This is a genomic window from Polynucleobacter acidiphobus, assembly GCF_003065385.1.
Lineage (GTDB): Bacteria > Pseudomonadota > Gammaproteobacteria > Burkholderiales > Burkholderiaceae > Polynucleobacter > Polynucleobacter acidiphobus.
The window spans coordinates 1049257-1071055 of the sequence record NZ_CP023277.1 but is presented as its reverse complement, the minus strand read 5'-3'; the positions used below and the strand labels follow the sequence as shown (position 1 = coordinate 1071055).

Below are 21799 nucleotides of genomic sequence, written 5' to 3'. Positions count from 1 at the left end.
CAGGCTGCGAATTATTTGACATATAAATCCTCTAAATTTGTTTCAGGTTAAGTGCTGTGCGAGCAACTGAAATTAATTTAGCGGCCTTTAAATGCTTTGCCTAGCGCACTCTCTAAACGCGCTCCTTAATTTTTTAGTTTAGATCTTCCAATAATTGTTGAATTCGTCTTCTATCCATATCAAGAATCATCATCCTATCCACCTCTGAAAGCGGTTTCCCAAGATGATCCTCGATTACATTAACCATATGCCGTTTTAATTCCTTCATGAACGGCGCCCCATCTTTCGATGGTCGAGATATTATTTTTAACGGTGAATTTGCAAGAAATTTGTGTGATCGAAGATCGGGGAGCTCAAAGTTTTTTTCAAAACCGATATTTTCAGGAGGTCTTATCGGTGGATAATCAGGTATGTTGTTTAATCGAAGTACTGCCAGGCGAATCAATACTTTAGGAGAAAGATCTTTAATACCCAAGTCCGATAGAAATCCTTTTTTTGAAAATTTTGTTATCGGCTTTGGTGTTTTGTCTTTTAATGTACTGATTACTAAAGCTGTAAGTACCTTATGCTCCTCAATAAGCCTTGTTTTTGATAGCTTTTCAGGTGGAATGCCGCTAATTCCTAATACGAAAAAAGTATCCTCCTTTGCCAAGATTCTTTCGCCGAGTTGTTTGAGGTAACCTGGTTCAAAATTTGTAGGCTCCATGAATGGGTAGTTTGATTTAACTGTTTTACTTTTTTTCAAAATGCACTCCCTAAATAGTGTTCCCGATCGGCCGTGCTGATATGTGCATAACGACTCACCATCCGTAAGCTTTTGTGGGACATCCACGAGGCAATTACAGGTAACGGTACCCCCATTTTTGCCAGGTGTGAACAGCAGCTGTGCCGCAGGCTATGAAACGTCAAAGCCCTTCCAGGGAAGTGTTTTTGGATCAAAGTGGTGTAACCGGATTTGAAATCATGGGATTTATTTCTAAATTTACCGCAAAAAACCAGGTCATCGGGACGGCTGAGGTCCGAATAAATGCGCCGCAATTCTTCAATGCACGCATCATTTAAGGGCGCGGTGTGAGGTTCGCCATTCTTTGTAATCGGAAAGGTGATCGTTCGCAATTCCCAATTCACGTGCTTCCAGCGCATCGCCTTGAGGGCGCCCGAGCGCACTCCCGTGACAAAGGCCAGGCGAATTAAACAAGCTAGTTTTTTCCAGCGCGCACTCCGGGCGCTGGCAATAAGGATTTCAATTTCGGGTTCGGTTAAGAATTCAAGCTTACCTTGCGATTCTTTGAACTTTTCCACGCCACTAATGGGGCTCACAAAGCCGCGAATCATACGGTTTTTCTTAATGAAGCGAAAGACCGAACCCAGGCTTGCTATGTATCGATTTAGGGTTGCTTCAGATTTTGGGCGGTCCAAATCGCGGTAACGGATCTCGTAAACATCCTCGCCCACTTCATTTTTCCCGATCTTTTTACGCAAACAGGTCTGGGCGGGGCGCTGCATTAAGATGCCGATGGCATCGTCAATATCCAGTGAGGTTAGGGTTTTAACGTCGTGGTGGCCGAGCTGTTCAGACCAAAACTTAAGGCGTGCGGTCGTTGACCGATCTTTGCCCTGATAATTCTTTTGATACGCATAAATAGCGTCGTTGAGTAACATAGCGAGCCCTTCAAATTAGTGTTCAAAAACGCTGCGGATTTCCCGAAGCTACTTTTTGCTCGCGCAACACTTAATTCTTAAGGCTTGGCTCCCCGACCTGGACTCGAACCAGGGACCTGCGGATTAACAGTCCGTCGCTCTACCGACTGAGCTATCAGGGAATAGTCGCTATTATAACGAATAGATTCCAAGGACATCATTTTCATGAAACTCTCCAAACCGAACCCCATCCTGATCCCCAAGGTATTAAGCATTGCGGGATCGGATAGTGGTGGTGGTGCAGGTATTCAGGCGGATCTGAAGGTGATCACTGCCTTAGGTGGCTTTGGGATGACCGCCATTACGGCAATTACTGCGCAGAACACGATGGGCGTAACCCGCATCCAAGATATTGACCTTGATGTGATTGAGGCACAAATTGATGCTGTGGTTACTGATATCGGCGTGGATGTGGTCAAGATCGGCATGCTGGCGAGTCCTGCGATTGTAAAAACAGTGGCTGCTGCACTCAAGAAACACGGTATTCGTAGAATTGTGTTGGATCCGGTCTTGCGAGCTACCTCAGGAGCCAGTTTGGGTGGTGATGACACAGCCCGCACCATGGTGACCGAGCTTTTTCCCCTTGCTACGATCATCACACCCAATCTTCATGAAGCCTCAATCTTATTGGGACGTCCAATTGTGGCGGTTGATCAATTTAGGGCGGCTGCTGAACAACTTTTAGCCCTTGGCCCACGCGCGGTCCTGATCAAAGGTGGACACCTGGAAGGTGAGCCAAATGAGTTGGCGGACTATTTAATCTGGCATGATCGCAAAGACGATGTGCCAGTGGTGTTTCATAAAGAGTTTAAGCATCCACGCATACCCACGGTGAACACACATGGCACAGGCTGCTCGCTCTCAAGTGCCATTGCAACCTACTTAGCTGACAAGCATGATCTCAGTCACTCGGTAGCTAAAGCAATCTCATTTGTGAGTGCAGCGATTGAAGCAGGGCAGCGTCTCGATATTGGTAAAGGTCCTGGGCCGCTTTGGCATATGCACGACTTCTATCCCACCCAATTACCTGACCAACAATAGCTGCTTAGTTGGTTTTCATGAGCTCTTGCAAACGCTTGACCGCCGCTTTGGGATCATCGCTGGCCACAATCGCACGCACGACTGCGACCGAGCCGACACCACTTTGTGCCACCGCATGAACACTGCCCTCATCAATGCCACCAATGGCAACGAGTGAGTAGTGCTGCATCAGCTTGGTATAAGCGTATAAGCGACCTAAGCCTTGAGGTGCGGTGGGCATCTTCTTTAGATTGGTGGGGAACACTGCACCCATGGCAATGTAGCTCGGGCAATAGCGATCCGCAATGACTAACTCAGCGTAGCCATGGGTACTCAACCCCAAACGTAGACCTGCCTCCCGAATCGCATCTAAATTAGCGCTCACCAAATCTTCCTGACCCAAGTGCACCCCATAGGCGCCGGCCGCAATCGCTTCTTCCCAATGGTCATTGATAAACAAAAGGGTCTTGCTACCTTTAACCGCCGCAACCGCTTCACGAATCTGTGTGCGAATGCTTTTTACATCATCGGACTTAAAGCGTAATTGCGCTGTGGGTAGTTCAGCGTCAACCATGCGCTTAATCCAATCGGCATCAGGGAACACCCCATAAAGACCCAAACGCTTTGGGCACTCTTTGAATGCTTTGGCATTCATATTGCGCGAGTAGGGCAACATCTCAAAATACTCTGGGCGTGAGGGCCAGAGCTTGGGATTAAAGTCACCTACGTCTTTGATCATGCGCGACCAGGCTTTCCCTAAAACCCGTGCATCACTTTCAATGAAGCCCATCTCAATTGCGGCAATCGTACCAGCGAGTTCGTATTGATCTTGGCTGGTCTCGGTCTTAATGGTGGGCGGTGGTTGATCAGGACTAAAGCTTGGCAAAGGTAGACACAAATCATCGCGGCAATGTGCCGCCACAATTTGCTTCGCCATCTCCCGAATATGACTCACGCTATATTCCTATTCGTGATGCCAAAACGGAGTGCCTACCAATGGGGTGCTGGCTTGTGCTGAAGCTTGGGGTTGCATCGCTCCCGATAAAAACGCTTGACGACCGGCATGAACCGCTCCTGCGAACGCAGAAGCCATCGCAACAGGATCCTGAGCGAGTGCCACTGCGGTGTTGAGGAGCACACCATCAAAGCCCCATTCCATCACGGTGCAGGCGTGCGACGGAAGGCCTAAGCCAGCATCCACCAGCAAGGGAACCGACAAACGCTCACGCAGTAAGCGCATGGCGTAGGGATTGAGTGGCCCTTGACCGGTACCAATCGGTGCGGCCCAGGGCATCACTGCTTGGCAGCCAACATCGACCAAGCGCTGACACAAAATGAGATCCTCGGTGCAATAGGGCAGAACCTTAAAGCCATCTTTGATGAGATGCTCGGCGGTTTGCACCAGACGCAAGGTATCGGGCTGTAGGGTGTAGTCATCTCCAATCAGTTCTAACTTGATCCAGTTGGTCTCAAATACTTCACGCGCCATCTGCGCAGTGGTAATCACCTCTTGTGGGCTATGGCAGCCAGCAGTATTGGGTAATACAGGAACCGCCATTTTCTTCAGAAGCTCCCAAAAGCCACTGTGCGCTTCGGTTGCAGCCGAACCTTGACGGCGCAAGCTCGCTGTAATCATGGCGGGGCGTGCACGTTGCACGGCGGTCTCCAACACCTGAGGCGAGGGATAGCGTGAGGTACCCAAAAGTAAGCGACTCGCAAACGACTCGCCATACAGAATCAGGGGATCGTTGAGGTGGGTCGGTAAAGGAGCGGTCATGAGTTGAATATGGATAGTTTAACCACCGGTCACCGGTGAAATAATTTCAACGGAGTCGTTCTCATGCAAAACATACTCCGCATGTTGTGATTTGGGAACGAACTGCAAATTAACTGCCACGGCATAAGGTGGTTTGGCATCGAGCACTGTTAAGAGATCACTCACCTTACTCGCAGGAGCAAGCTCACGAACCTGTTGATTGACAAGTACACGCATCATACGAGAGACCCACTCAAGCTAGCCTGCTGGATCTGCAAATCAAAGCGCTTGGCAAGTGTTTGGGTCTCACCACGAAGGACTTGTAGTGCCGCATCCATCATTGCTGGTGCAATTAAATAGCCGTGGCGATAGAGCCCATTAATTTGCATGAGTCCAGGTTCAGGTATGCAAATCTCCGGCAAATTATTTTTAAGCGTTGGACGGCATTGCGTAGCCGCTTCTACAATACGTCCCTCGGCAAAACCCGAGTGCACCGAGTAGGCGGCTGAGAGCAACTCCATGGAAGAGCGCACGCTCACGGGCGAGAGATCATCGGACTCGATCTCGGTAGCGCCAATTACATAGAGATCATCCTCTTTGGGCGCAATGTAGATGGGATAGCGGGGATGGATTAAACGCGTAGGGCGCTTGAGCTTAACCTCAGGGGCATGCACCCGAATCACTTCCCCCCGAACCCCACGCAGGGGATTGCGGGTATCGGCCCAACTGGCTTTGGCCCCTAAGCCACGGCAGTCAATCACCCAATCAAAGCCACGGCCATGCAGCTCATGGGGCTCCATCGCCTGATGCCAATGCATGAGTACCTGCGCTTTCGTTAAGAACTCAAGTAAGCCAGTTAAGAGTTGACGATTATCGAGTTGGCCCTCGCGGGGTAAGAAGAGACCTTGGGTAAAGCGTTCCGCTACGGCAGGCTCAAGCTCGGTGAGTGCCTTGCTATCAAGATGCCAGGGTGTGGCTAGCGCTGGGTTCATACGGACATTGCGCTCAAGGTGCTCAGCAAAGCGCTGTGCCTCGGGTGCATCAAGACGATGCCACAGAACGAGGGTGCCTTCTTGTTGAAAGTAGGTCTGTTGAGAAACTTGCGCGTTCAACTCCGTAATGAGCTGCTTCCAACGATCAAGCCCATAGAGACCCATACGCACCACCGGTGCTTCGGTAATGGCTGATTCGGCAAGAGGGGCTAGCATCGAGGCAGCTACCCGTGCTGCGGAGTGCTCCGCATCCGGACCACTGCGCTCAAATAACTCAACCCGTGCGCCTGATTTGGTGAGGGCATACGCCATCATCCGACCCATGAGGCCAGCACCGACGATGGCGTAGGACATACTCATTGCAAGACCTACTGATAGATCTCGCTACCGCGTTTGCGGAACTCGATCGATTTCTCTTCCATGCCCTTAGCAGGATCGACACCCTGTTTGAGGCTCGCAGCGTAATCGCGCACGTCTTGGGTGATCTTCATGGAGCAGAACTTCGGACCACACATCGAACAGAAGTGTGCAATCTTTGCGCCCTCAGCAGGTAAGGTGGCATCGTGGTACTCACGCGCACGCTCGGGATCTAGACCAAGATTGAACTGGTCTTCCCAGCGGAACTCAAAGCGTGCTTTGGAGAGTGCGTTATCGCGTAGCTGAGCACCCGGAAAGCCCTTCGCAAGATCGGCACCATGGGCAGCAATCTTATACGTGATGATGCCCTCGCGTACATCCTCTTTATCAGGGAGTCCCAAATGCTCTTTGGGGGTGACGTAGCACAACATTGCGGTGCCGTACCAACCAATCTGCGCTGCACCGACACCACTGGTGATGTGATCGTAGCCAGGAGCAATATCGGTGATCAAGGGTCCTAGGGTATAGAAGGGGGCTTCTAAGCAATGCTTGAGCTCTTCGGTCATGTTCTCTTCAATGCGTTGCATTGGAACGTGACCGGGACCCTCAATCATCACTTGTACATCGTGCTTCCATGCCTTAGCGGTAAGTTCACCTAAGGTATGCAACTCACCAAACTGAGCGGCGTCATTAGAGTCTGCAATGCAACCAGGACGCAAACCGTCGCCAAGACTAAATGACACGTCGTAGGCTTTCATGATCTCGCAGATCTCATCAAAGTGGGTGTAGAGGAAGTTCTCTTTGTGATGCGCTAAGCACCACTTGGCCATGATCGAGCCACCGCGTGAGACGATGCCGGTAATGCGATCGGCAGTGAGTGGCACATAACGCAACAATACGCCCGCATGGATCGTGAAGTAATCCACGCCTTGCTCGGCTTGCTCAACTAAGGTGTCCCGGAACATTTCCCAAGTAAGGTCTTCGGCAATGCCGCCGGTCTTATCGAGGGCTTGATAAATGGGTACCGTACCAATTGGGACTGGCGAGTTCCGAATAATCCACTCACGCGTTTCATGAATATGCTTACCAGTGGAGAGATCCATAATGGTGTCGGCACCCCAGCGGATTGCCCAGACCATTTTCTCGACCTCTTCATTAATGGAGGAGGTCACGGCGGAGTTACCCAAATTGCCATTGATCTTGACGCGGAAGTTACGGCCAATGATCATGGGCTCGAGCTCTGGGTGATTAATATTTGCAGGGATGATGGCACGGCCTGCCGCAATCTCCGAACGTACAAACTCGGGAGTAATCACATCGGGGATATTGGCACCAAAGGATTTGCCAGGATGCTGCTTGAGGATCTGTTGATAGCGTGGATCTTGGCGGAGTTTCTCGAGACCCATGGACTCGCGCAGAGCGACGTATTCCATTTCAGGGGTGATGATGCCTTTGCGGGCGTAATGCATTTGACTCACGTTCGCACCCGACTTGGCAACTCGAGGTGCGGCAATGTGTGAGAAGCGCAAATGCGCTGTGGCTGGATCGTGGGCGCGGGCCACACCGTATTCGGAGGAGGGGCCAGCGAGTTGCTCGGTATCACCGCGCTCAGCAATCCATTGGCTGCGTAATTTAGGCAGCCCCTTTTCTAAATTGATGACGATGTCGGGATCGCTGTAGGGACCTGAGGTGTCATAGACCGGAATCGGCGGATTGGCGGTCTCGGTCTCACCGGTTTTAGTCGGTAACTGCTCAATCACCCGAATCGGTGCCTTTACGTCGGGACGTGATCCTTGCAAATAGGTTTTGGTGGAAGCCGGATAGGCAAACTTTTGCCCAAAGTCACGCTCCAAACTCTTCAGACTGGGGATCTCTGGTTTGGCCTTCTTTTGATTCTCGGTGCTAACGCTCATGTCCATCTCCTCGCAATATTCATAGAGTGGACGAAACCGGGTACCGGTTTGATGGAACTCCCCACGCCAGCATTACCTGGATCGGGTTCGAGGGTCTTTCTCAGCACCACCGCAGTGGGGGCACCCCTGTTTCATCCTTGTGACCCTATTTAACCACGATTCCCCCAAGTGCATCCTTGAGCCGGATCAAGCCATGCGGTTGCGGCGCAATATCAAGTCGGCGGTTACCAAGGCTGCATCGGTCGTGAACTCATCAGCCAGGATGCGGGCGGCGGCTTCTGCAAGATCCAGTTGGATAAAGCCACTAACCTCGCCATCGTGGTTCACAGGGATGAGGTGATTGGGGAGCTCGAGATCAAAGATAAAGAGGCTCTCGTGATGAATGCCATGGGGTGGGTGAGGGCGACAAATGAGTAGCTTGCCTGCGGGAGTAATGGTGCTGGCGATCGGCTCGGGAATGCCCGCTTCTTCCCAGAGCTCCCGAATGGCGCAATGCACCACGGTCTCGGAGGCACTAATGCCGCCAGCGGCGAGATTATCAAGTTTGCCGGGATCAATTTGCTTACTCTCGCTGCGTCGCCCTACCCAGAGTTGGCCATTGGCAGCAACGCCATTGATGTGCGCTGCTTGACTTTGCACCCCAAAACTTCGAAATGCCGCGCGCTCAACCCGAAAATACTCATGGCCATCAGCGCCATAGAATGCAAATTCTTCATTGCGCCATGCTGGGATGAATCCAGCCTTACGCATGCGCATTGCCAAGACACGCAAACTGGCACTGAGATGAGCTGGCGGCACAAGCGCCAATGACAAACCACGTGCGCTGACATTCAGATGGGTAATTGGGTCGTCTTGCAAACTCTCGATCACGAAGGGGGTAAATTCAGGGACGAGATGACCGATGGTGCGATCACCCAACAGAATCGGTAAGCACGCGTGGGGCAAATGGCAACTCGCGTTTTGCAACATTTCTTCGAGAGCGGCGAGCGTGCTTACAGGGATTATTGCCATGAGTCAAGTGTAAGCCAACTTATTTACTAAGCAATAAAGCCACACGATGAATGCTCAATTATTGAGCATGCTAGCTCACTCGTTTAAAAATCAGCACTTACAAATCATTTTGCCGTATTGTCCACATGCACTGTGGATAACTTCATCGGCAATGGACTGTGCACGAATGAAAAAGCGTAACAAATGAATGACACATTCACATCAAACAAGATTAGTAGTTTTCCTAATTCAAAAATAAATACCCGATGAATTTGGTCCCCCTGCCAGGAGTCGAACCTGGATCTATCGCTTAGGAGGCGATTGCACTATCCATTGTGCTACAGCGGGAGTGGATTACCAGCCACACAGGGCCCATGCTTGCTCAGCTAAACCAATCACGACCTCAGGGATGAAGTAGAGCGCAAAGACCAGCAGCAGAAGGATCACAACAACTGCATAGAGAGCGATCTTCTTTCTGGTCAGAGTTGAAGTCATTGATGCGGATTGGCTCATGAATGCATTCTACCGAAAGCAGGTGGTGATCGCTATGCCCTAGGCGCTTGCCGTGCGCTGCAGGGGCTCTTCACGGATTGGTAAATTAATCAGACCGGCAAAGACCCCCAGGGCCATGGCAATGCCCCATACGATCTGATAGGAGCCGGTGAGATCATATAAATAGCCACCAAAGTAGGCACCACAGAAGCTCCCCAATTGATGCGAGAAGAACACCACCCCTGAGAGCATAGTGAGGTATTTGACCCCAAAGATCTGAGCAACGATCGCGTTTGTCAGCGGAATGGTCGAGAGCCATAGCACCCCCATCACAGCAGCAAACACATAGGTGCTCATCGATGAGAGGGGCAACAATAAAAAGAGAGCAATCGCTAGGGAGCGTGTGAAGTAAATACCCGAGAGTAAAAACCGTTTAGGAAAGCGCGCACCTAAGACGCCTGCGTAGTAGGTACCAATTACATTAAATAATCCAATTAAGGCCAAGGCAGTGGTGGCAACCGTCGCACCGTTGATGCCCGGATAGATCGCCGACATATCCTTGAGATAGGGCGCGAGGTGAACCGAAATAAAGATCACCTGAAAGCCGCACACAAAGTAACCCATCATCAAGAAACGAAAGTTGCGATTACCAATGGCTTCGTTCAGGGCCTGGCGAATGGTTTGATCACCGGCTTGATTGGGCGCAAAACCACTCTCGCGTAAGAAAAATGCAATCGGGATCATGAGTGAGGCCATGAGCCCTAAATAAATGAGCGCTTCGTTGGCGCCAAAGTTGGTAATTAAGCCTTGCTCAAGCGGCATCATCAGAAACTGACCAAAAGAACCCGCCGCTGCAGTAACCCCCATTGCCCAGACGCGTTTCTGGGGCGATACATTGCGACCAATAATGCCGTACACCACGCTGTAGGTTGTCGCTGCTAGACCAATACCAATCGATAAGCCGCCCGCCACATGGAATAACAATGGATCATTGGTGAGTGCCATCCCAATCAAACCTACGGCATAGAGGAATCCACCCAGGATCATGATCTTGAACGGACCATAGCGATCGGCCAGTGCGCCGGCAACGGGTTGAGCAAATCCCCAAATGAGGTTCTGGAGCGCAATTGCTAATGCGAAGGTCTCACGGCCCCAACCGTTGGCGGAGGTGATGGGCATATTAAATAAACCAAAGCCATGACGAATCCCCATGGAGAGGGTGACCATTAGGCTGCCAAAGATCAGCACTTGAAGCATCGATAGGCTGGGTGCGCGCTGGGTCATACGATACCTCTCTGATGCAGTTCATTAATTTGTGCGGCACTCATACCCAGTTCGTGCAAGACCTCATCGGTGTGTTGTCCTAACAGCGGGGGAGGCATGCGCACCTCCACCGGGGTTTTAGAAAGACGCATGGGGCTAGCGACCAATTTCATGGTGCCCGCAGTTGGGTGAGGCACGCGCATCTCAATGCCACGAGAGATCACTTGCTCGTTCTCAAACACTTCTAGTAAATTATTAATGGGCCCACAAGGTACCCCAGCTGCTTCCAAAAGAGTAATCCATTGTGCCTTGGTCTTTTCTTTCACCATCTCGGCTAAGAGTGGGATTAGTGCAGCGCGGTGCTCAATGCGCGCTGGGTTTGTAGCAAAGCGCGGATCGTCAGCAAGAGCCTCGCGGTTACCAACTTTCACGAAGTTGCGGAACTGACTATCGTTACCGACTGCCACAATGATCCAACTGTCTGAGGTCTGAAAGGTTTGATAGGGCACCACATTGGGGTGAGCATTACCCCAGCGATGCGGTGAGACCCCGCTGCATAAATAATTACTGGAGATATTGGCAAGCATTGCTACTTGAGTATCGAGGAGAGCCATATCAATGTATTGACCTTCACCGCTGTGATCGCGATGGATCACCGCCGCAAGAATCGCTGAGCTGGCATACATGCCTGTGAATAAATCCACGATCGCAACCCCAGCCTTTTGAGGGCCACCACCCGGCAAATGATCCGCTTCACCGGTAATGCTCATAAAGCCACCCATGCCTTGCAAGATGAAGTCATAGCCAGGGCGATGTTGATAAGGACCGGTTTGACCAAAGCCGGTGATCGAGCAATAAATGAGATTGGGCTTGATCGCACATAAGGATTGATAGTCAAGACCGTACTTCGCTAGCTGACCCACCTTGTAGTTCTCGATCACCACATCGGAAGTCTTGACCAGATCGCGCACAATCGCTTGACCCTCGGGGGTGCTGATATCGAGCGTGATGGATTTCTTATTACGATTAATCGAGATGTAATACGCCGACTCGGTGGTGTCTTGACCATTCGAGTCTTTAGCAAAGGGAGGGCCCCAATGACGGGTATCGTCACCTGCGCCCGGGCGCTCCACTTTAATCACTTGCGCACCCAAATCAGCTAAGTTCTGAGCACACCACGGACCGGCTAATACCCGGCTAAGATCTAGTACTCGAATATGACTTAAGGCTCCCATGGGCTTATTCTCCCACGCTTTTGTCACCCGCCTTTGGGATATGACTACAATTTCTGCGCATGGCAACCCGTAAACCATCCCAATACAGCGAATCCTCCATCAAGGTCTTAAAAGGCTTAGAGCCGGTGCGTCAGCGCCCGGGCATGTACACCCGTACCGATAATCCCCTGCATATCATTCAGGAGGTCTTGGATAACGCCTCTGACGAAGCACTCGGTGGTTACGGTAAAGAAGTAGTGGTGACCTTACACACCGATGGCAGTGTGAGTGTGGAAGATGATGGTCGCGGTATTCCCGTGGGCATGCACCCCCAAGAGAAAAAACCCGTCGTTGAAATCGTGTTCACCCAATTGCATGCCGGTGGTAAGTTTGAAAAGGGCAGTGGAGGTGCGTATGCATTCTCTGGCGGCTTACATGGGGTTGGTGTGTCGGTCACGAACGCGCTCGCTAAACGTCTCGAGGTGACGGTATGGCGTGAGCAACAGGTTTCCAACATCACCTTTGCTGATGGTGATGTAATCGAGAAACTTAAATCCAAAGCGGCCAGCAAGGGCGATAAAGCACATGGTACTAAAGTGCGTGTCTGGCCTAACCCGAAGTACTTTGATAGCGCCACCATTCCCATGGCTGATCTTGAGCGCCTGTTGCGCTCCAAGGCAGTGCTTTTACCGGGTGTCAAGGTCACGCTCGTGCATGAGAAAAACGGTCAAAGCCAATCGTGGCTCTATACCCAAGGATTGAAAGGCTATCTTGATGAGGCCTTGGCACAAGGCGGCCATAGCGCCCCAGTGATTCCTGCGTTTGAGGGCGAGCATTACGCCAGTGGAACAGGCGATGAGGAAGCCTTTGCCGAAGGTGAGGGCGCCGCTTGGGTGGTGAGTTGGACCGAAGACGGTGCACCGGTGCGTGAGAGTTACGTGAACCTCATTCCAACCCCAGCCGGTGGAACCCATGAGAGCGGTTTGCGCGAAGGACTCTTTAATGCGGTTAAAAGTTTTGTTGAGATCCACGCCTTGCAACCTAAGGGTGTGAAGCTCATGCCCGAAGACGTCTTTGCTCGGGCTTCGTTCATTTTGTCTGCCAAGGTATTGGATCCTCAATTTCAGGGGCAGATTAAAGAGCGCCTGAACTCCCGCGATGCGGTGCGCTTGGTCTCTGGATTTGTGAAGTCCGCTCTTGAGCTCTGGCTCAATCAGCACGTGGATTACGGCAAAGCACTTGCAGAGCTCGTGATTAAGCAAGCACAAGCGCGCACCCGCGCTGGGCAAAAGGTGGAAAAGAAAAAATCCTCGGGTGTGGCAGTGCTACCTGGCAAGCTCACCGACTGTGAGAGTGAAGACATTCTCTTAAATGAGATCTTTTTGGTGGAGGGTGACTCCGCTGGTGGTTCAGCGAAGATGGGGCGTAACAAAGAGTACCAAGCGATTCTGCCCTTGCGAGGGAAGGTACTTAATACTTGGGAGACCGAGCGCGATCGGCTCTTTGCCAATAATGAAGTACACGATATTGCAGTAGCGATTGGGGTTGATCCCCACGGGCCTAATGATGAGCCCAACTTAGGGAACCTACGCTACGGCAAGATTTGCATACTGTCCGATGCCGATGTGGATGGCTCGCATATTCAGGTGCTGTTACTCACACTTTTTTATAAACATTTCCCACGCTTGGTGGAGAACGGTCATGTCTATATTGCGCGACCACCACTGTATCGCGTTGATGCACCTGCACGAGGCAAGAAACCTGCACAGAAGATCTACGCACTCGATGAGGGCGAACTGATTGCCATTGAGGATAAGCTTCGCAAAGATGGCGTGCGTGAGGGCGCATGGCAGATCTCGCGCTTTAAGGGCTTGGGTGAGATGAGTGCGGAGCAATTGTGGGATACCACCCTGAATCCAGATACCCGACGTCTCCTACCAGTCACCTTGGGCGAGATGAGTGAGAGCGAGACCATTAAGACCATGGATATGCTGATGGGCAAGGCAGAATCTGGTGCGCGCCGTGATTGGTTAGAAGAGCGCGGCAACGAAGTAGAAGCCGACATTTAGGACACAGCATGGCGACTAAGAAACCCGCATCGACTAACAATAAGAAAGCAATTCCTGAGCAGGGGGATCTCTTTACGCAAGAGCGGCCTAAGGCTAATACCAATCCTGAGGAGTTCTTATCCTTAGGCGTCTACGCTGAGCGCGCGTACCTTGATTACGCCATCAGTGTGGTTAAGGGGCGTGCATTGCCCGAAGTTGCTGATGGCCAAAAGCCCGTGCAGCGCCGCATTCTGTTTGCCATGAACGAGATGGGCTTGCGTGCCGATGCGAAGCCTGTCAAAAGTGCGCGCGTGGTTGGTGATGTCTTAGGTAAGTTCCATCCGCACGGTGATCAATCGGCCTACGATGCCTTGGTGCGCTTGGCACAGGATTTCTCCTTACGTTACCCATTAATTGATGGTCAAGGTAACTTTGGCTCACGCGATGGTGATGGGGCTGCGGCGATGCGCTATACCGAAGCACGCTTAACCAAGATTGCGAGCCTGCTGCTCTCTGAGATTGATGAGGGCACGATCGATTTTGTGCCCAACTACGACGGCTCCTTTAAAGAACCAAAACTACTCCCAGCACGTCTGCCATTTGTCTTGCTCAATGGCGCCTCGGGCATTGCCGTGGGTATGGCGACCGAGATCCCATCGCATAACTTGCGGGAGGTGGCAAGCGCTGCGGTAGCGCTCATGAAGTCCCCCAAAACCAGTTTGGACGATTTACTCAAACACATCCCAGGCCCGGATTTTCCGGGGGGTGGGCAAATCATCTCGCCAGCCAGTGAGATCGCCCAAATCTATGAGGGTGGGCGTGGCTCGGTCAAGGTACGGGCGCGCTGGACGATTGAAGAGCTCGCACGCGGGCAATGGCAGGTGGTGGTCAATGAGTTACCACCCGCGACCTCAGCACAGCGAGTCTTGCAAGAGATCGAGGAGCTCACCAACCCCAAGGTGAAACTGGGCAAGAAGTCGCTCACGACCGAGCAAAATAATCTCAAGCAAACCATTCTGAATGTCTTAGATGGTGTGCGCGATGAGTCGAGTCGTGAGTCCCCGGTACGTTTGGTATTCGAGCCTAAGAGCAAGAATGTGGAGCCGAGTGAGTTCATCACCTTGCTCCTTGCACATACCTCACTCGAGTCAAATGCTTCGATTAATTTGGTCATGATCGGCAATGACGGCCGACCCCGTCAAAAAGGATTAAAAGAAATCCTCACTGAATGGATTGAGTTCCGAGTCGAGACCGTCACTCGACGTACCCAGCACCGCTTGGGGAAGGTCAAAGACCGGATGCATATCTTGGAAGGGCGCAAGATCGTCTTTCTGAACATTGATAAGGTTATTCAATTAATACGGAACAGTGATGAGCCAAAGCCCGATCTGATGAAGGCGTTTAAGCTCACCGAGCGTCAAGCCGAAGACATCTTAGAGATTCGTTTGCGCCAGTTAGCACGCCTAGAGGGGATCAAGATTGAGCAGGAGCTCAAAGAGCTCAAAGGGCAAAAGGCGGAGCTCGATGAGCTACTCAGTAACGAGTCGGCATTGCGCAAGCACATCATCAAAGAGATTGAGAGTGATGCTAAAGAGTTTGGTGATGCGCGTCGTACCCTCATGAAAGAAGACGAGCGTGCAGTGGCCGAGGTGAAGGTGATTGATGAGCCAGTGACCGTGATCGTATCCCAAAAGGGATGGGTGCGAGTCCGTCAGGGTCATGAGCATGATCCTCAACAGTTCACATTCAAAGCGGGTGATGCGCTCTACGATACTTTTGAGTGCCGCACCGTTGATCAAATGCTTGGCTTTGGTAGTGATGGTCGAGTCTATACAGTTGCCGTGAGTGAGTTACCCGGTGCGCGAGGCGACGGCTCACCCCTCACAAGTTACGTCAATCTTGCACCAGGCTCGCAAATGGTTGCTTACTATGCAGGTCACGCCGATGATCTGGTCCTAATCTCCACCAAAGGTGGTAATGGGTTCTTGGCCAATGTTGCTGACATGATCACTCGTAATAAAGCAGGTAAATCCTTTGTGGGTCTGGATAAGAAAACCCCTGGTGATGCACCACTGGGTGCTGCGAAGGTGAGTGAGGGGATGCGCCAGGTTGCTTGCTTATCGGAGAACGGTCGACTCTTGGTATTCCCGCTCGATGAGCTCAAACGTCTACCCACCGGTGGTAAAGGTGTGATCTTGATGGGACTGGATGCTAAAGAGCATTTGCGTTGCGCAATTACCTTTGGCTCAGCAGGGATAAGTTACAGCGGGTCAGGACGCGCTGGTAAACCCACTGATACACTGCTTGACGCTAAAACATTGAAGGGCTTTGCTGGTAACCGTGCCCGTAAAGGTCATTTAGTGGATCCGCGACTCAAAGAAGCACGACTAAAAGCAATTCTTAACTAAGAAACTATGCCTTACAAAATCTTATTACTAGGAGCCTCTTATGGCTCTCTCTTAGCATCTAAATTACTCTATGGTGGTCATCACATTCACTTGGTGTGTTTGCCCGAAGAGGCAAAACTCATCAATGCGGAAGGATTTAAGGTTCGCTTACCCATTCGAGGGCGTGCTGAGCCAGTTCTGCTCAACTCACAACAATTACCAGGCTCGGTAAGTGCTGGACCTGCAGAGTCGGTCGACGTGAGCCAATATGATTTGGTAGGGCTATGCATGCAAGAGCCTCAATATCGCTCACCCGGTGTGCGTGAGCTCATGGCAGCGATCGGTCAATCAGGAATACCGTGCATGTCGATTATGAACATGCCGCCATTGCCGTACATGAAGCGTATTCCTGGGTTGGATTACCAGGCGCTAGAGGCTGCTTATACCGACGCACGCGTGTGGGATACCTTTGATCCAAACAACGTTACATTAAATAGCCCTGATCCTCAGGCGATTCGCCCACCAGGCGAACCAGCCAATGTTCTGCAGGTGACCTTGCCAACGAACTTCAAATGCGCCACCTTTAACAATGATGCATATAACCAAGTCTTGCGCCAGCTGGAAACTGATGTAGCCAATGCCCGCTTTGTAACTCCAGAGGGACCCATTGAACTACCCGTGAAATTGAAGGTACATGATTCTTTATTTGTGCCCTTAGCGAAGTGGGCGATGTTGTTAGCAGGTAATTACCGTTGCGTGACTGCCGACGGCATGCGCAATACTCAGGATGCTGTTCACGCCAACCTTGATGAATCCAAATCGGTATATAACTTTGTGGTCGATTTGTGTATCAAATTAGGTTCCAACCCAGCTGACTTGGTCCCCTTTGAGAAGTATGCCGCTGCAGCCCAGTCACTCTCAAGGCCTGCATCTGCAGCGCGTGCTTTGCAGAATGGTGCCCCTTATATTGAGCGCGCTGATAAGTTGGTGCAACTCATTGCTAGATCAAAGGGCATGAGTCATCCGGCAATTGATGCTCAGGTAGCGCTGGTGGATCGCCGCCTAGAGGCCAATCGTCAGAAGCTCTCGACCTAGCAAGCTTTAGATATAAGCCAACCAACGCCCCATCCCAATGACACTCGCCCAACCGGCGAGTGAGAGAAGGGCTTGTAATTTACTGATGCCATTGGTTACTGTGCGCATGCGCAGAATCATGGCATTGGCGAGTAACAAGAAGATAAGGCACATCTTCAGAATAAATAAGCGTGAACCAATGAGCTCAGAGGCTTGAGTAATAAACAGGAGCGATCCAGTGAGAACCGCTAGGCCAAACCCGACGAATGCCGCTAAGATCCCCAAACGAGATAGATCCGACATGCTGAGTTTGCTGCCAAATCCCAAGACTCGTAAATCCATGATGACCACACTTCCAAAGAGCATGCCAATCCCCCAGATGTGCATGGTCTCAACCGTAGGGTAGAGCCAAGTCGAGTACTTCATGGCCTGGGCTAGCCATAAGCCCTCTAAGGCCATGATGGGACTACTCATTAACGCAGTTCAACCGTTTTAGAGCCAGCAGTGATGCGCTCGGCACGCAGCTCATCGGGTTGGCTGCGATTGATATAGCCCTCAACCGTGACTTGTGAACCGTTAGCAATATCACTCTTGCTCAAGCCCCGGTTTTCCATCCGAAAGGGTGGAGCCAGCACGATGGTCCACGACTTACCATCGGCATTTAACTTAATAACTCCATGTGGATGTTCATAGCCGCTTTGGGTAATCGTGCCAGTAAGCTTAACGGTCTTGGTCTGGTCGTATTCAGACCAGCCGTGATGGGCATGGGCAAGACCAAGATTTAATAATAAGCAGCTCAGAATGATTCGTTTAATGACTGTGATCATATTCACCTCGTTCGGATAATTCATTGTATGGTGAGATGGCGCGCATCACAATGATTGATAGCGCTTGGCGGCCTTTAGAAGTTCCTCGGCAACACGTTTACGTAAACTGGCAGGTGCCAATACCTCAACACTATCCCCATGCTTCATGATCTCCATGATGAGTTCCGGATCTTGGTTGTAATCAAACTCAAGGAAGTAATTACCTTCTTTATCGAAGCTACTTACTTGCTGGCCATGCCAGGTCTCTGCAGCAACCCATCGGGCTTTCTCAGGGGTAAAGCGTAATTTGGCGCGTTGTGTAGCTTTGCCAGAGAAGATGCCATAACTCTCAGCAAAGTTCTCTTGTAATTCTTTCTCAGGAACCTCAAGCGCCTTTTCATCGAGAACTCGTGCTGATTGAATCCCATCCATTGCAAAACTTCGCAGGCCTTTACGTAGATGGCAATACGCATCGAGGTACCAGTTGTCCCGATAGAAAATTAAGCGCTGCGGTGATACATCACGCTCGGTTGATTCATCCTTACCCTTGGAGTAATAGGACAGATGTAAGCGCTGGCGCTTTAAGAGTGAGATGCCGACCTCTTCAAAGTTCTCGAGCACATTCTTACGGGCTGACATACCAAACACCTTAATACGTTTGCGCAACTCTTTAGCAGAGATCTCAGACTGACCCAAAATTCCATCGATGATGTTCATGAGTGGGGCAATGTGCGGACTCAATAAGCCATTCGTGTCCAGATTGGATAAGAGATGTTGCATGAGAACGAGGGCAGTCGCCTCTTTTTCAGAAAACCACAGGCCGGGTAACTCAAACTTATCTCCAGCGTTGGGCTTATCAAAGCGATAGCCGCCCATGGCGCGGTCGTAGATAATTGGTGCGTTCATACGATCTCGAAGGTAGTCAAGATCGCGTTTGAAGGTTGCGCGAGAGATTTCTAAGCCGCTTAAGAAATCCTCAATCGGCACGCAGCCCCGACTCTGGATCATGTACTTAATCTTGTGCAAGCGCTCCATATCGCTCATGAGCAATCTCTCCTAACAAAATAGGTAACAGCATGGGCCATAAAAGGCTCACTATATGAGCCAGCCCAAGGCAAGTCAATGAGGTTCAAAACTAGCCCCTGATCCCAAGTACTTCAGTTAGCATTGGGGTATGAGAATCTTCAAACTCCTGATTGTGTGCCTCATGCTACTGCCGGGTATGGCTCTAGCACTGACGGTTGGTCAAACCATTGAGTTAGGGCAACTGCAAACACTGAATAGCACACCGTATGCCATACCGGCCAACAACACCAAGAACACCTTAATCCAGGTTTGGGCTACCTGGTGCCCATTTTGTAAGAAGCAAAATGCCTATCTAGAAAAACTCTTTAAAGAGTTGCCACCCAATTCACTGAACGTGATTACGATCTCGATTGACAAGAACCCGTTGCTTGCTAAGCAATACATGGAAAGCAATAAGTACAGCTTCCCAGCAGCAATGATGACCCCAGAGCTACAAAAATCAATGGGGAAGGTGAAAGGCATACCCATCCTCATTATTCTTGATAGGAACAACAAAGTAATCTATCGCGAAGTAGGAGAAATATTCCCAGAGGAGTATGCGGATCTCAAGCGCTTTGCGAAGGCGCAGTAAATAATCAAGTAATACATACGTACTACTTCCATTGTGATTACAAACGTTTAGGCCCAACCTTCTTCACAAACCAAATCCATACTAATAATCTAGTGATTATTAAATCCAAAAGGTTGGGTATTCAGAATGGTGTTTTTAATCGAACTCACTCACAATCGAGCCAAAATATTCCGTATTGAATTTGGCTCTCGCATGCTCATGGCAATCACAATCTTGGCGATTGCCTATTTGACCTTCAAAAGTTTGCTCGGGGTATTTCTGGGATTATTTAGCAAATAGCAAAACGATCAATTCGTTTGCATTAGCAGGAAATAAGGACGAGCCCGACCCTCGGCACTGATAGTATTTGGGTATGGCTGCTTCGTTCCCGACCTGACCAGGTTGCCAAGCCACCATGCGAGGAGGCCCGTCCGTTCTTATTGTAGCCTTGTTAGAATTGAGCCCATGACTGCACTTGCACTGGCTCGTAAATGGCGCCCCAAAACCTTCACTGAACTGGTGGGTCAGGATCACGTAGTCAAAGCCTTAACCCACGCCTTAGATCAAGGCCGCCTACACCATGCGTGGTTATTCACGGGCACCCGTGGAGTGGGGAAGACCACCATCTCACGCATTATGGCTAAAGCCCTCAATTGCACAGGAATAGATGGCAAAGGACAAATGACCTCAGAACCGTGTGGCCAATGCCAAGCCTGCACCGAGATTGATGCCGGACGCTTTGTTGATTACATCGAGATGGATGCAGCAAGCAACCGTGGTGTCGATGAGATGGTCTCTCTATTGGAGAAAGCCGCTTATGCACCCAGCAGTGCCCGTTTTAAGGTCTATATGATCGACGAGGTGCATATGCTCTCCACGCATGCCTTTAATGCCATGCTCAAGACCCTGGAAGAGCCGCCACCCCATGTGAAATTCATTCTGGCGACTACCGATCCCCAAAAGGTGCCGGTCACCGTACTCTCTCGCTGCTTGCAGTTCAATCTCAAACAAATGCCAGTGCCTCTGATCGTAGAGCACCTGCAGCAGATTTTGGGGTCGGAGTCGGTCAATGCGGAGCCCAACGCCTTGCGCGTGATTGCGAAAGCTGCCCAGGGATCCATGCGCGATGCGCTATCGCTTACCGACCAAGCCATCGCCTATGCCGCAGGACCGGTCACGGAGGCTGCAGTCCGCACCATGCTGGGCACGATTGATGAGACCTATCTCATCAAGATCTTGGATGCTCTACAGAATAAAGATGGCAAGACATTAAACGAGATTGCGGAAGAGATGGGCTTGCGCAGCATGTCCTTCTCCCTAGCATTGCAAGATCTAGCCAGTCTCTTACACAAAATAGCGACCGCCCAGATCGTGCCAGACTCTGTATTAGACGATTGGCCAGAGGCAAATGAGATTCGTAGGCTTGCAAAGGCCTTTACTCCCGAAGAAACCCAACTCTTTTATCAGATTGCCATCACCAGTCGGGCCGATTTGTCATTGGCTCCCGATGAGCAAGCTGGATTTGCGATGGCGCTTCTACGAATGTTAGCTTTCAAGCCCGGTGGCAGTGGCAGCACGTCAGTAACAGCGAACAGCGCACCGAAGGCTGCTACGCAAGCAACTCCTAAACCAGCCGCTCCTGCAAACAAGTCAGTAGAAGGAAAGCCGGCTGCAAAGAGTGTTGCAAGTACTGTCGCAAATACTGCGCTCGAGACGGCTACTCATGCGCCGAACCTCAATAGTGAGATCAAACCCGATTGGCATGCGCTCGTCCGAAACCTGCCACTGCGAGGGCTCTTGCAGCAACTTGCTCACCAAACCGAACTGGTGGAGTGGCGCGATACCCCAACGACACTCTTTATTACTCTGACGACTGCGATGCCACAACTGGCAACGGATGATGCGCTCGCCCGTTTTGGGGAGACCCTGCGGGCGCAGTACGGTAAACCCGTGAAGCTGCAATTGGGTGAGGGTAAGGCTAATCACACAATTGCTAAGGTGGACGCCCAGATCTACGAAGAGAAAAAACTCAATGCCGAAGAGCAAATTGCTGAGGATCCATTCTTAAAAGAGCTTGAGCGCGAGTTTGGGGCCAAAGTGGTCTCAGGCTCGGTTCGTCCCATTAATTAATTTCAATAGCGGAGAAGCAC

20 protein-coding genes, 2 tRNA genes, 1 other RNA gene and 1 riboswitch are annotated in these 21799 nt (G+C 50.9%); of the genes, 6 read left to right on the top strand and 17 right to left on the bottom strand.

Going from position 1 to position 21799, the window contains the following annotated elements; all coding sequences use genetic code 11:
- Positions 1–133 precede the first annotated feature (133 nt).
- The 3 genes from AOC32_RS05690 to AOC32_RS05680 form a co-directional block, all read right to left on the bottom strand.
- A complete protein-coding gene (locus AOC32_RS05690) occupies positions 134–745 on the bottom strand; it encodes a hypothetical protein (protein WP_159074905.1) in 612 nt (203 codons plus the stop codon).
- Positions 742–1662 carry a tyrosine-type recombinase/integrase gene (locus tag AOC32_RS05685; RefSeq protein WP_108508544.1) on the bottom strand — a complete coding sequence of 307 codons (921 nt, stop codon included), beginning with the start codon at positions 1660–1662 and terminating at the stop codon, positions 742–744. The genes AOC32_RS05690 and AOC32_RS05685 overlap by 4 nt, the downstream gene beginning before the upstream one ends.
- 85 nt (positions 1663–1747) lie before the next feature.
- Positions 1748–1823 (bottom strand) — tRNA-Asn (locus tag AOC32_RS05680).
- A 43-nt stretch (positions 1824–1866) separates the two neighbouring features.
- On the opposite strand from AOC32_RS05680, the gene thiD reads away from it, so the two are divergent.
- Positions 1867–2742: a bifunctional hydroxymethylpyrimidine kinase/phosphomethylpyrimidine kinase gene (gene thiD / locus AOC32_RS05675; RefSeq protein ID WP_108508543.1), complete on the top strand. Its 876-nt coding sequence runs from the start codon at positions 1867–1869 to the stop codon at positions 2740–2742.
- Between the two features lie 4 nt (positions 2743–2746).
- Here thiD and AOC32_RS05670 read toward each other — a convergent pair whose 3' ends face one another.
- The 10 genes from AOC32_RS05670 to AOC32_RS05630 all read right to left on the bottom strand — a co-directional run bounded on the left by AOC32_RS05670 (position 2747) and on the right by AOC32_RS05630 (position 11719).
- Entirely contained in the window at positions 2747–3676 is a 930-nt protein-coding gene (locus tag AOC32_RS05670; RefSeq protein WP_234409706.1) for a thiamine phosphate synthase, read from the bottom strand.
- A 9-nt stretch (positions 3677–3685) separates the two neighbouring features.
- The gene (locus AOC32_RS05665; protein WP_108508541.1) at positions 3686–4498 is read right to left on the bottom strand and encodes a thiazole synthase; all 813 of its coding nucleotides are present in this window, start codon (positions 4496–4498) and stop codon (positions 3686–3688) included.
- Between the two features lie 18 nt (positions 4499–4516).
- The gene (gene thiS, locus AOC32_RS05660) at positions 4517–4717 is read right to left on the bottom strand and encodes a sulfur carrier protein ThiS (protein ID WP_325051140.1); all 201 of its coding nucleotides are present in this window, start codon (positions 4715–4717) and stop codon (positions 4517–4519) included.
- Positions 4714–5829 (bottom strand): FAD-dependent oxidoreductase, encoded by a 1116-nt coding sequence (locus AOC32_RS05655; RefSeq protein WP_108508540.1) that lies wholly within the window; start codon positions 5827–5829, stop codon positions 4714–4716. Before AOC32_RS05655 ends, thiS begins: the two co-directional genes overlap by 4 nt.
- An 8-nt stretch (positions 5830–5837) precedes the next feature.
- On the bottom strand, positions 5838–7739 hold the full coding sequence (gene thiC / locus AOC32_RS05650) for a phosphomethylpyrimidine synthase ThiC (protein WP_108509359.1): 1902 nt from the start codon (positions 7737–7739) through the stop codon (positions 5838–5840).
- Positions 7740–7780: 41 nt separating this feature from the next.
- A riboswitch (TPP riboswitch) is annotated at positions 7781–7877 on the bottom strand.
- Between the two features lie 48 nt (positions 7878–7925).
- Entirely contained in the window at positions 7926–8750 is an 825-nt protein-coding gene (locus AOC32_RS05645) for an NUDIX hydrolase (RefSeq protein WP_108508539.1), read from the bottom strand.
- Between the two features lie 252 nt (positions 8751–9002).
- A tRNA-Arg gene (locus AOC32_RS05640) sits at positions 9003–9077 on the bottom strand.
- 6 nt (positions 9078–9083) lie between these two features.
- Positions 9084–9242: a hypothetical protein gene (locus tag AOC32_RS09755; protein WP_159074904.1), complete on the bottom strand. Its 159-nt coding sequence runs from the start codon at positions 9240–9242 to the stop codon at positions 9084–9086.
- Between the two features lie 39 nt (positions 9243–9281).
- Positions 9282–10505, bottom strand: a complete 1224-nt coding sequence (locus tag AOC32_RS05635; protein ID WP_108508538.1) for an MFS transporter — start codon at positions 10503–10505, stop codon at positions 9282–9284.
- Positions 10502–11719, bottom strand: coding sequence for a CaiB/BaiF CoA transferase family protein (locus AOC32_RS05630; RefSeq protein ID WP_108508537.1), 1218 nt, complete (start codon positions 11717–11719; stop codon positions 10502–10504). The genes AOC32_RS05635 and AOC32_RS05630 overlap by 4 nt, the downstream gene beginning before the upstream one ends.
- Positions 11720–11778: 59 nt before the next feature.
- Between AOC32_RS05630 and AOC32_RS05625 the strand changes: the two genes are divergently transcribed.
- From AOC32_RS05625 to AOC32_RS05615, 3 genes are read left to right on the top strand one after another with little or no spacing between them, the layout of a single operon-like run.
- On the top strand, positions 11779–13767 hold the full coding sequence (locus AOC32_RS05625; RefSeq protein WP_108508536.1) for a DNA topoisomerase IV subunit B: 1989 nt from the start codon (positions 11779–11781) through the stop codon (positions 13765–13767).
- 8 nt (positions 13768–13775) lie between these two features.
- On the top strand, positions 13776–16154 hold the full coding sequence (gene parC / locus AOC32_RS05620; RefSeq protein WP_108508535.1) for a DNA topoisomerase IV subunit A: 2379 nt from the start codon (positions 13776–13778) through the stop codon (positions 16152–16154).
- Positions 16155–16160: 6 nt separating this feature from the next.
- Entirely contained in the window at positions 16161–17228 is a 1068-nt protein-coding gene (locus tag AOC32_RS05615) for a Rossmann-fold NAD(P)-binding domain-containing protein (protein WP_108508534.1), read from the top strand.
- Positions 17229–17234: 6 nt separating this feature from the next.
- Here AOC32_RS05615 and AOC32_RS05610 read toward each other — a convergent pair whose 3' ends face one another.
- From AOC32_RS05610 to AOC32_RS05600, 3 genes are read right to left on the bottom strand one after another with little or no spacing between them, the layout of a single operon-like run.
- Positions 17235–17681 (bottom strand): hypothetical protein, encoded by a 447-nt coding sequence (locus tag AOC32_RS05610; protein ID WP_159074903.1) that lies wholly within the window; start codon positions 17679–17681, stop codon positions 17235–17237.
- Complete coding sequence (locus tag AOC32_RS05605; protein ID WP_108508532.1) at positions 17681–18034, bottom strand: DUF6152 family protein; 354 nt, start codon at positions 18032–18034, stop codon at positions 17681–17683. The genes AOC32_RS05610 and AOC32_RS05605 overlap by 1 nt, the downstream gene beginning before the upstream one ends.
- A 45-nt stretch (positions 18035–18079) precedes the next feature.
- Positions 18080–19057: a helix-turn-helix transcriptional regulator gene (locus AOC32_RS05600; protein WP_108508531.1), complete on the bottom strand. Its 978-nt coding sequence runs from the start codon at positions 19055–19057 to the stop codon at positions 18080–18082.
- A gap of 130 nt (positions 19058–19187) precedes the next feature.
- Between AOC32_RS05600 and AOC32_RS05595 the strand changes: the two genes are divergently transcribed.
- Entirely contained in the window at positions 19188–19670 is a 483-nt protein-coding gene (locus AOC32_RS05595; protein ID WP_108508530.1) for a TlpA family protein disulfide reductase, read from the top strand.
- Between the two features lie 313 nt (positions 19671–19983).
- Here the strand turns inward: AOC32_RS05595 and ffs are convergent.
- An RNA gene (gene ffs / locus AOC32_RS05590) (signal recognition particle sRNA small type) lies at positions 19984–20081 on the bottom strand.
- A gap of 33 nt (positions 20082–20114) precedes the next feature.
- On the opposite strand from ffs, the gene dnaX reads away from it, so the two are divergent.
- Positions 20115–21779: a DNA polymerase III subunit gamma/tau gene (dnaX, locus tag AOC32_RS05585; RefSeq protein WP_108508529.1), complete on the top strand. Its 1665-nt coding sequence runs from the start codon at positions 20115–20117 to the stop codon at positions 21777–21779.
- Positions 21780–21799 lie beyond the last annotated feature (20 nt).

Coding starts and splice junctions, on each gene's coding strand:
- AOC32_RS05685 (WP_108508544.1), bottom strand. CDS start 1,662: ATGTTACTCAACGACGCTATTTATGCGTATCAAAAGAATTATCAGGGC.
- thiD (WP_108508543.1), top strand. CDS start 1,867: ATGAAACTCTCCAAACCGAACCCCATCCTGATCCCCAAGGTATTAAGC.
- AOC32_RS05665 (WP_108508541.1), bottom strand. CDS start 4,498: ATGACCGCTCCTTTACCGACCCACCTCAACGATCCCCTGATTCTGTAT.
- thiS (WP_325051140.1), bottom strand. CDS start 4,717: ATGATGCGTGTACTTGTCAATCAACAGGTTCGTGAGCTTGCTCCTGCG.
- AOC32_RS05655 (WP_108508540.1), bottom strand. CDS start 5,829: ATGAGTATGTCCTACGCCATCGTCGGTGCTGGCCTCATGGGTCGGATG.
- thiC (WP_108509359.1), bottom strand. CDS start 7,739: ATGAGCGTTAGCACCGAGAATCAAAAGAAGGCCAAACCAGAGATCCCC.
- AOC32_RS05645 (WP_108508539.1), bottom strand. CDS start 8,750: ATGGCAATAATCCCTGTAAGCACGCTCGCCGCTCTCGAAGAAATGTTG.
- AOC32_RS09755 (WP_159074904.1), bottom strand. CDS start 9,242: ATGAGCCAATCCGCATCAATGACTTCAACTCTGACCAGAAAGAAGATC.
- AOC32_RS05635 (WP_108508538.1), bottom strand. CDS start 10,505: ATGACCCAGCGCGCACCCAGCCTATCGATGCTTCAAGTGCTGATCTTT.
- AOC32_RS05630 (WP_108508537.1), bottom strand. CDS start 11,719: ATGGGAGCCTTAAGTCATATTCGAGTACTAGATCTTAGCCGGGTATTA.
- AOC32_RS05625 (WP_108508536.1), top strand. CDS start 11,779: ATGGCAACCCGTAAACCATCCCAATACAGCGAATCCTCCATCAAGGTC.
- parC (WP_108508535.1), top strand. CDS start 13,776: ATGGCGACTAAGAAACCCGCATCGACTAACAATAAGAAAGCAATTCCT.
- AOC32_RS05615 (WP_108508534.1), top strand. CDS start 16,161: ATGCCTTACAAAATCTTATTACTAGGAGCCTCTTATGGCTCTCTCTTA.
- AOC32_RS05610 (WP_159074903.1), bottom strand. CDS start 17,681: ATGAGTAGTCCCATCATGGCCTTAGAGGGCTTATGGCTAGCCCAGGCC.
- AOC32_RS05605 (WP_108508532.1), bottom strand. CDS start 18,034: ATGATCACAGTCATTAAACGAATCATTCTGAGCTGCTTATTATTAAAT.
- AOC32_RS05600 (WP_108508531.1), bottom strand. CDS start 19,057: ATGAGCGATATGGAGCGCTTGCACAAGATTAAGTACATGATCCAGAGT.
- AOC32_RS05595 (WP_108508530.1), top strand. CDS start 19,188: ATGAGAATCTTCAAACTCCTGATTGTGTGCCTCATGCTACTGCCGGGT.
- dnaX (WP_108508529.1), top strand. CDS start 20,115: ATGACTGCACTTGCACTGGCTCGTAAATGGCGCCCCAAAACCTTCACT.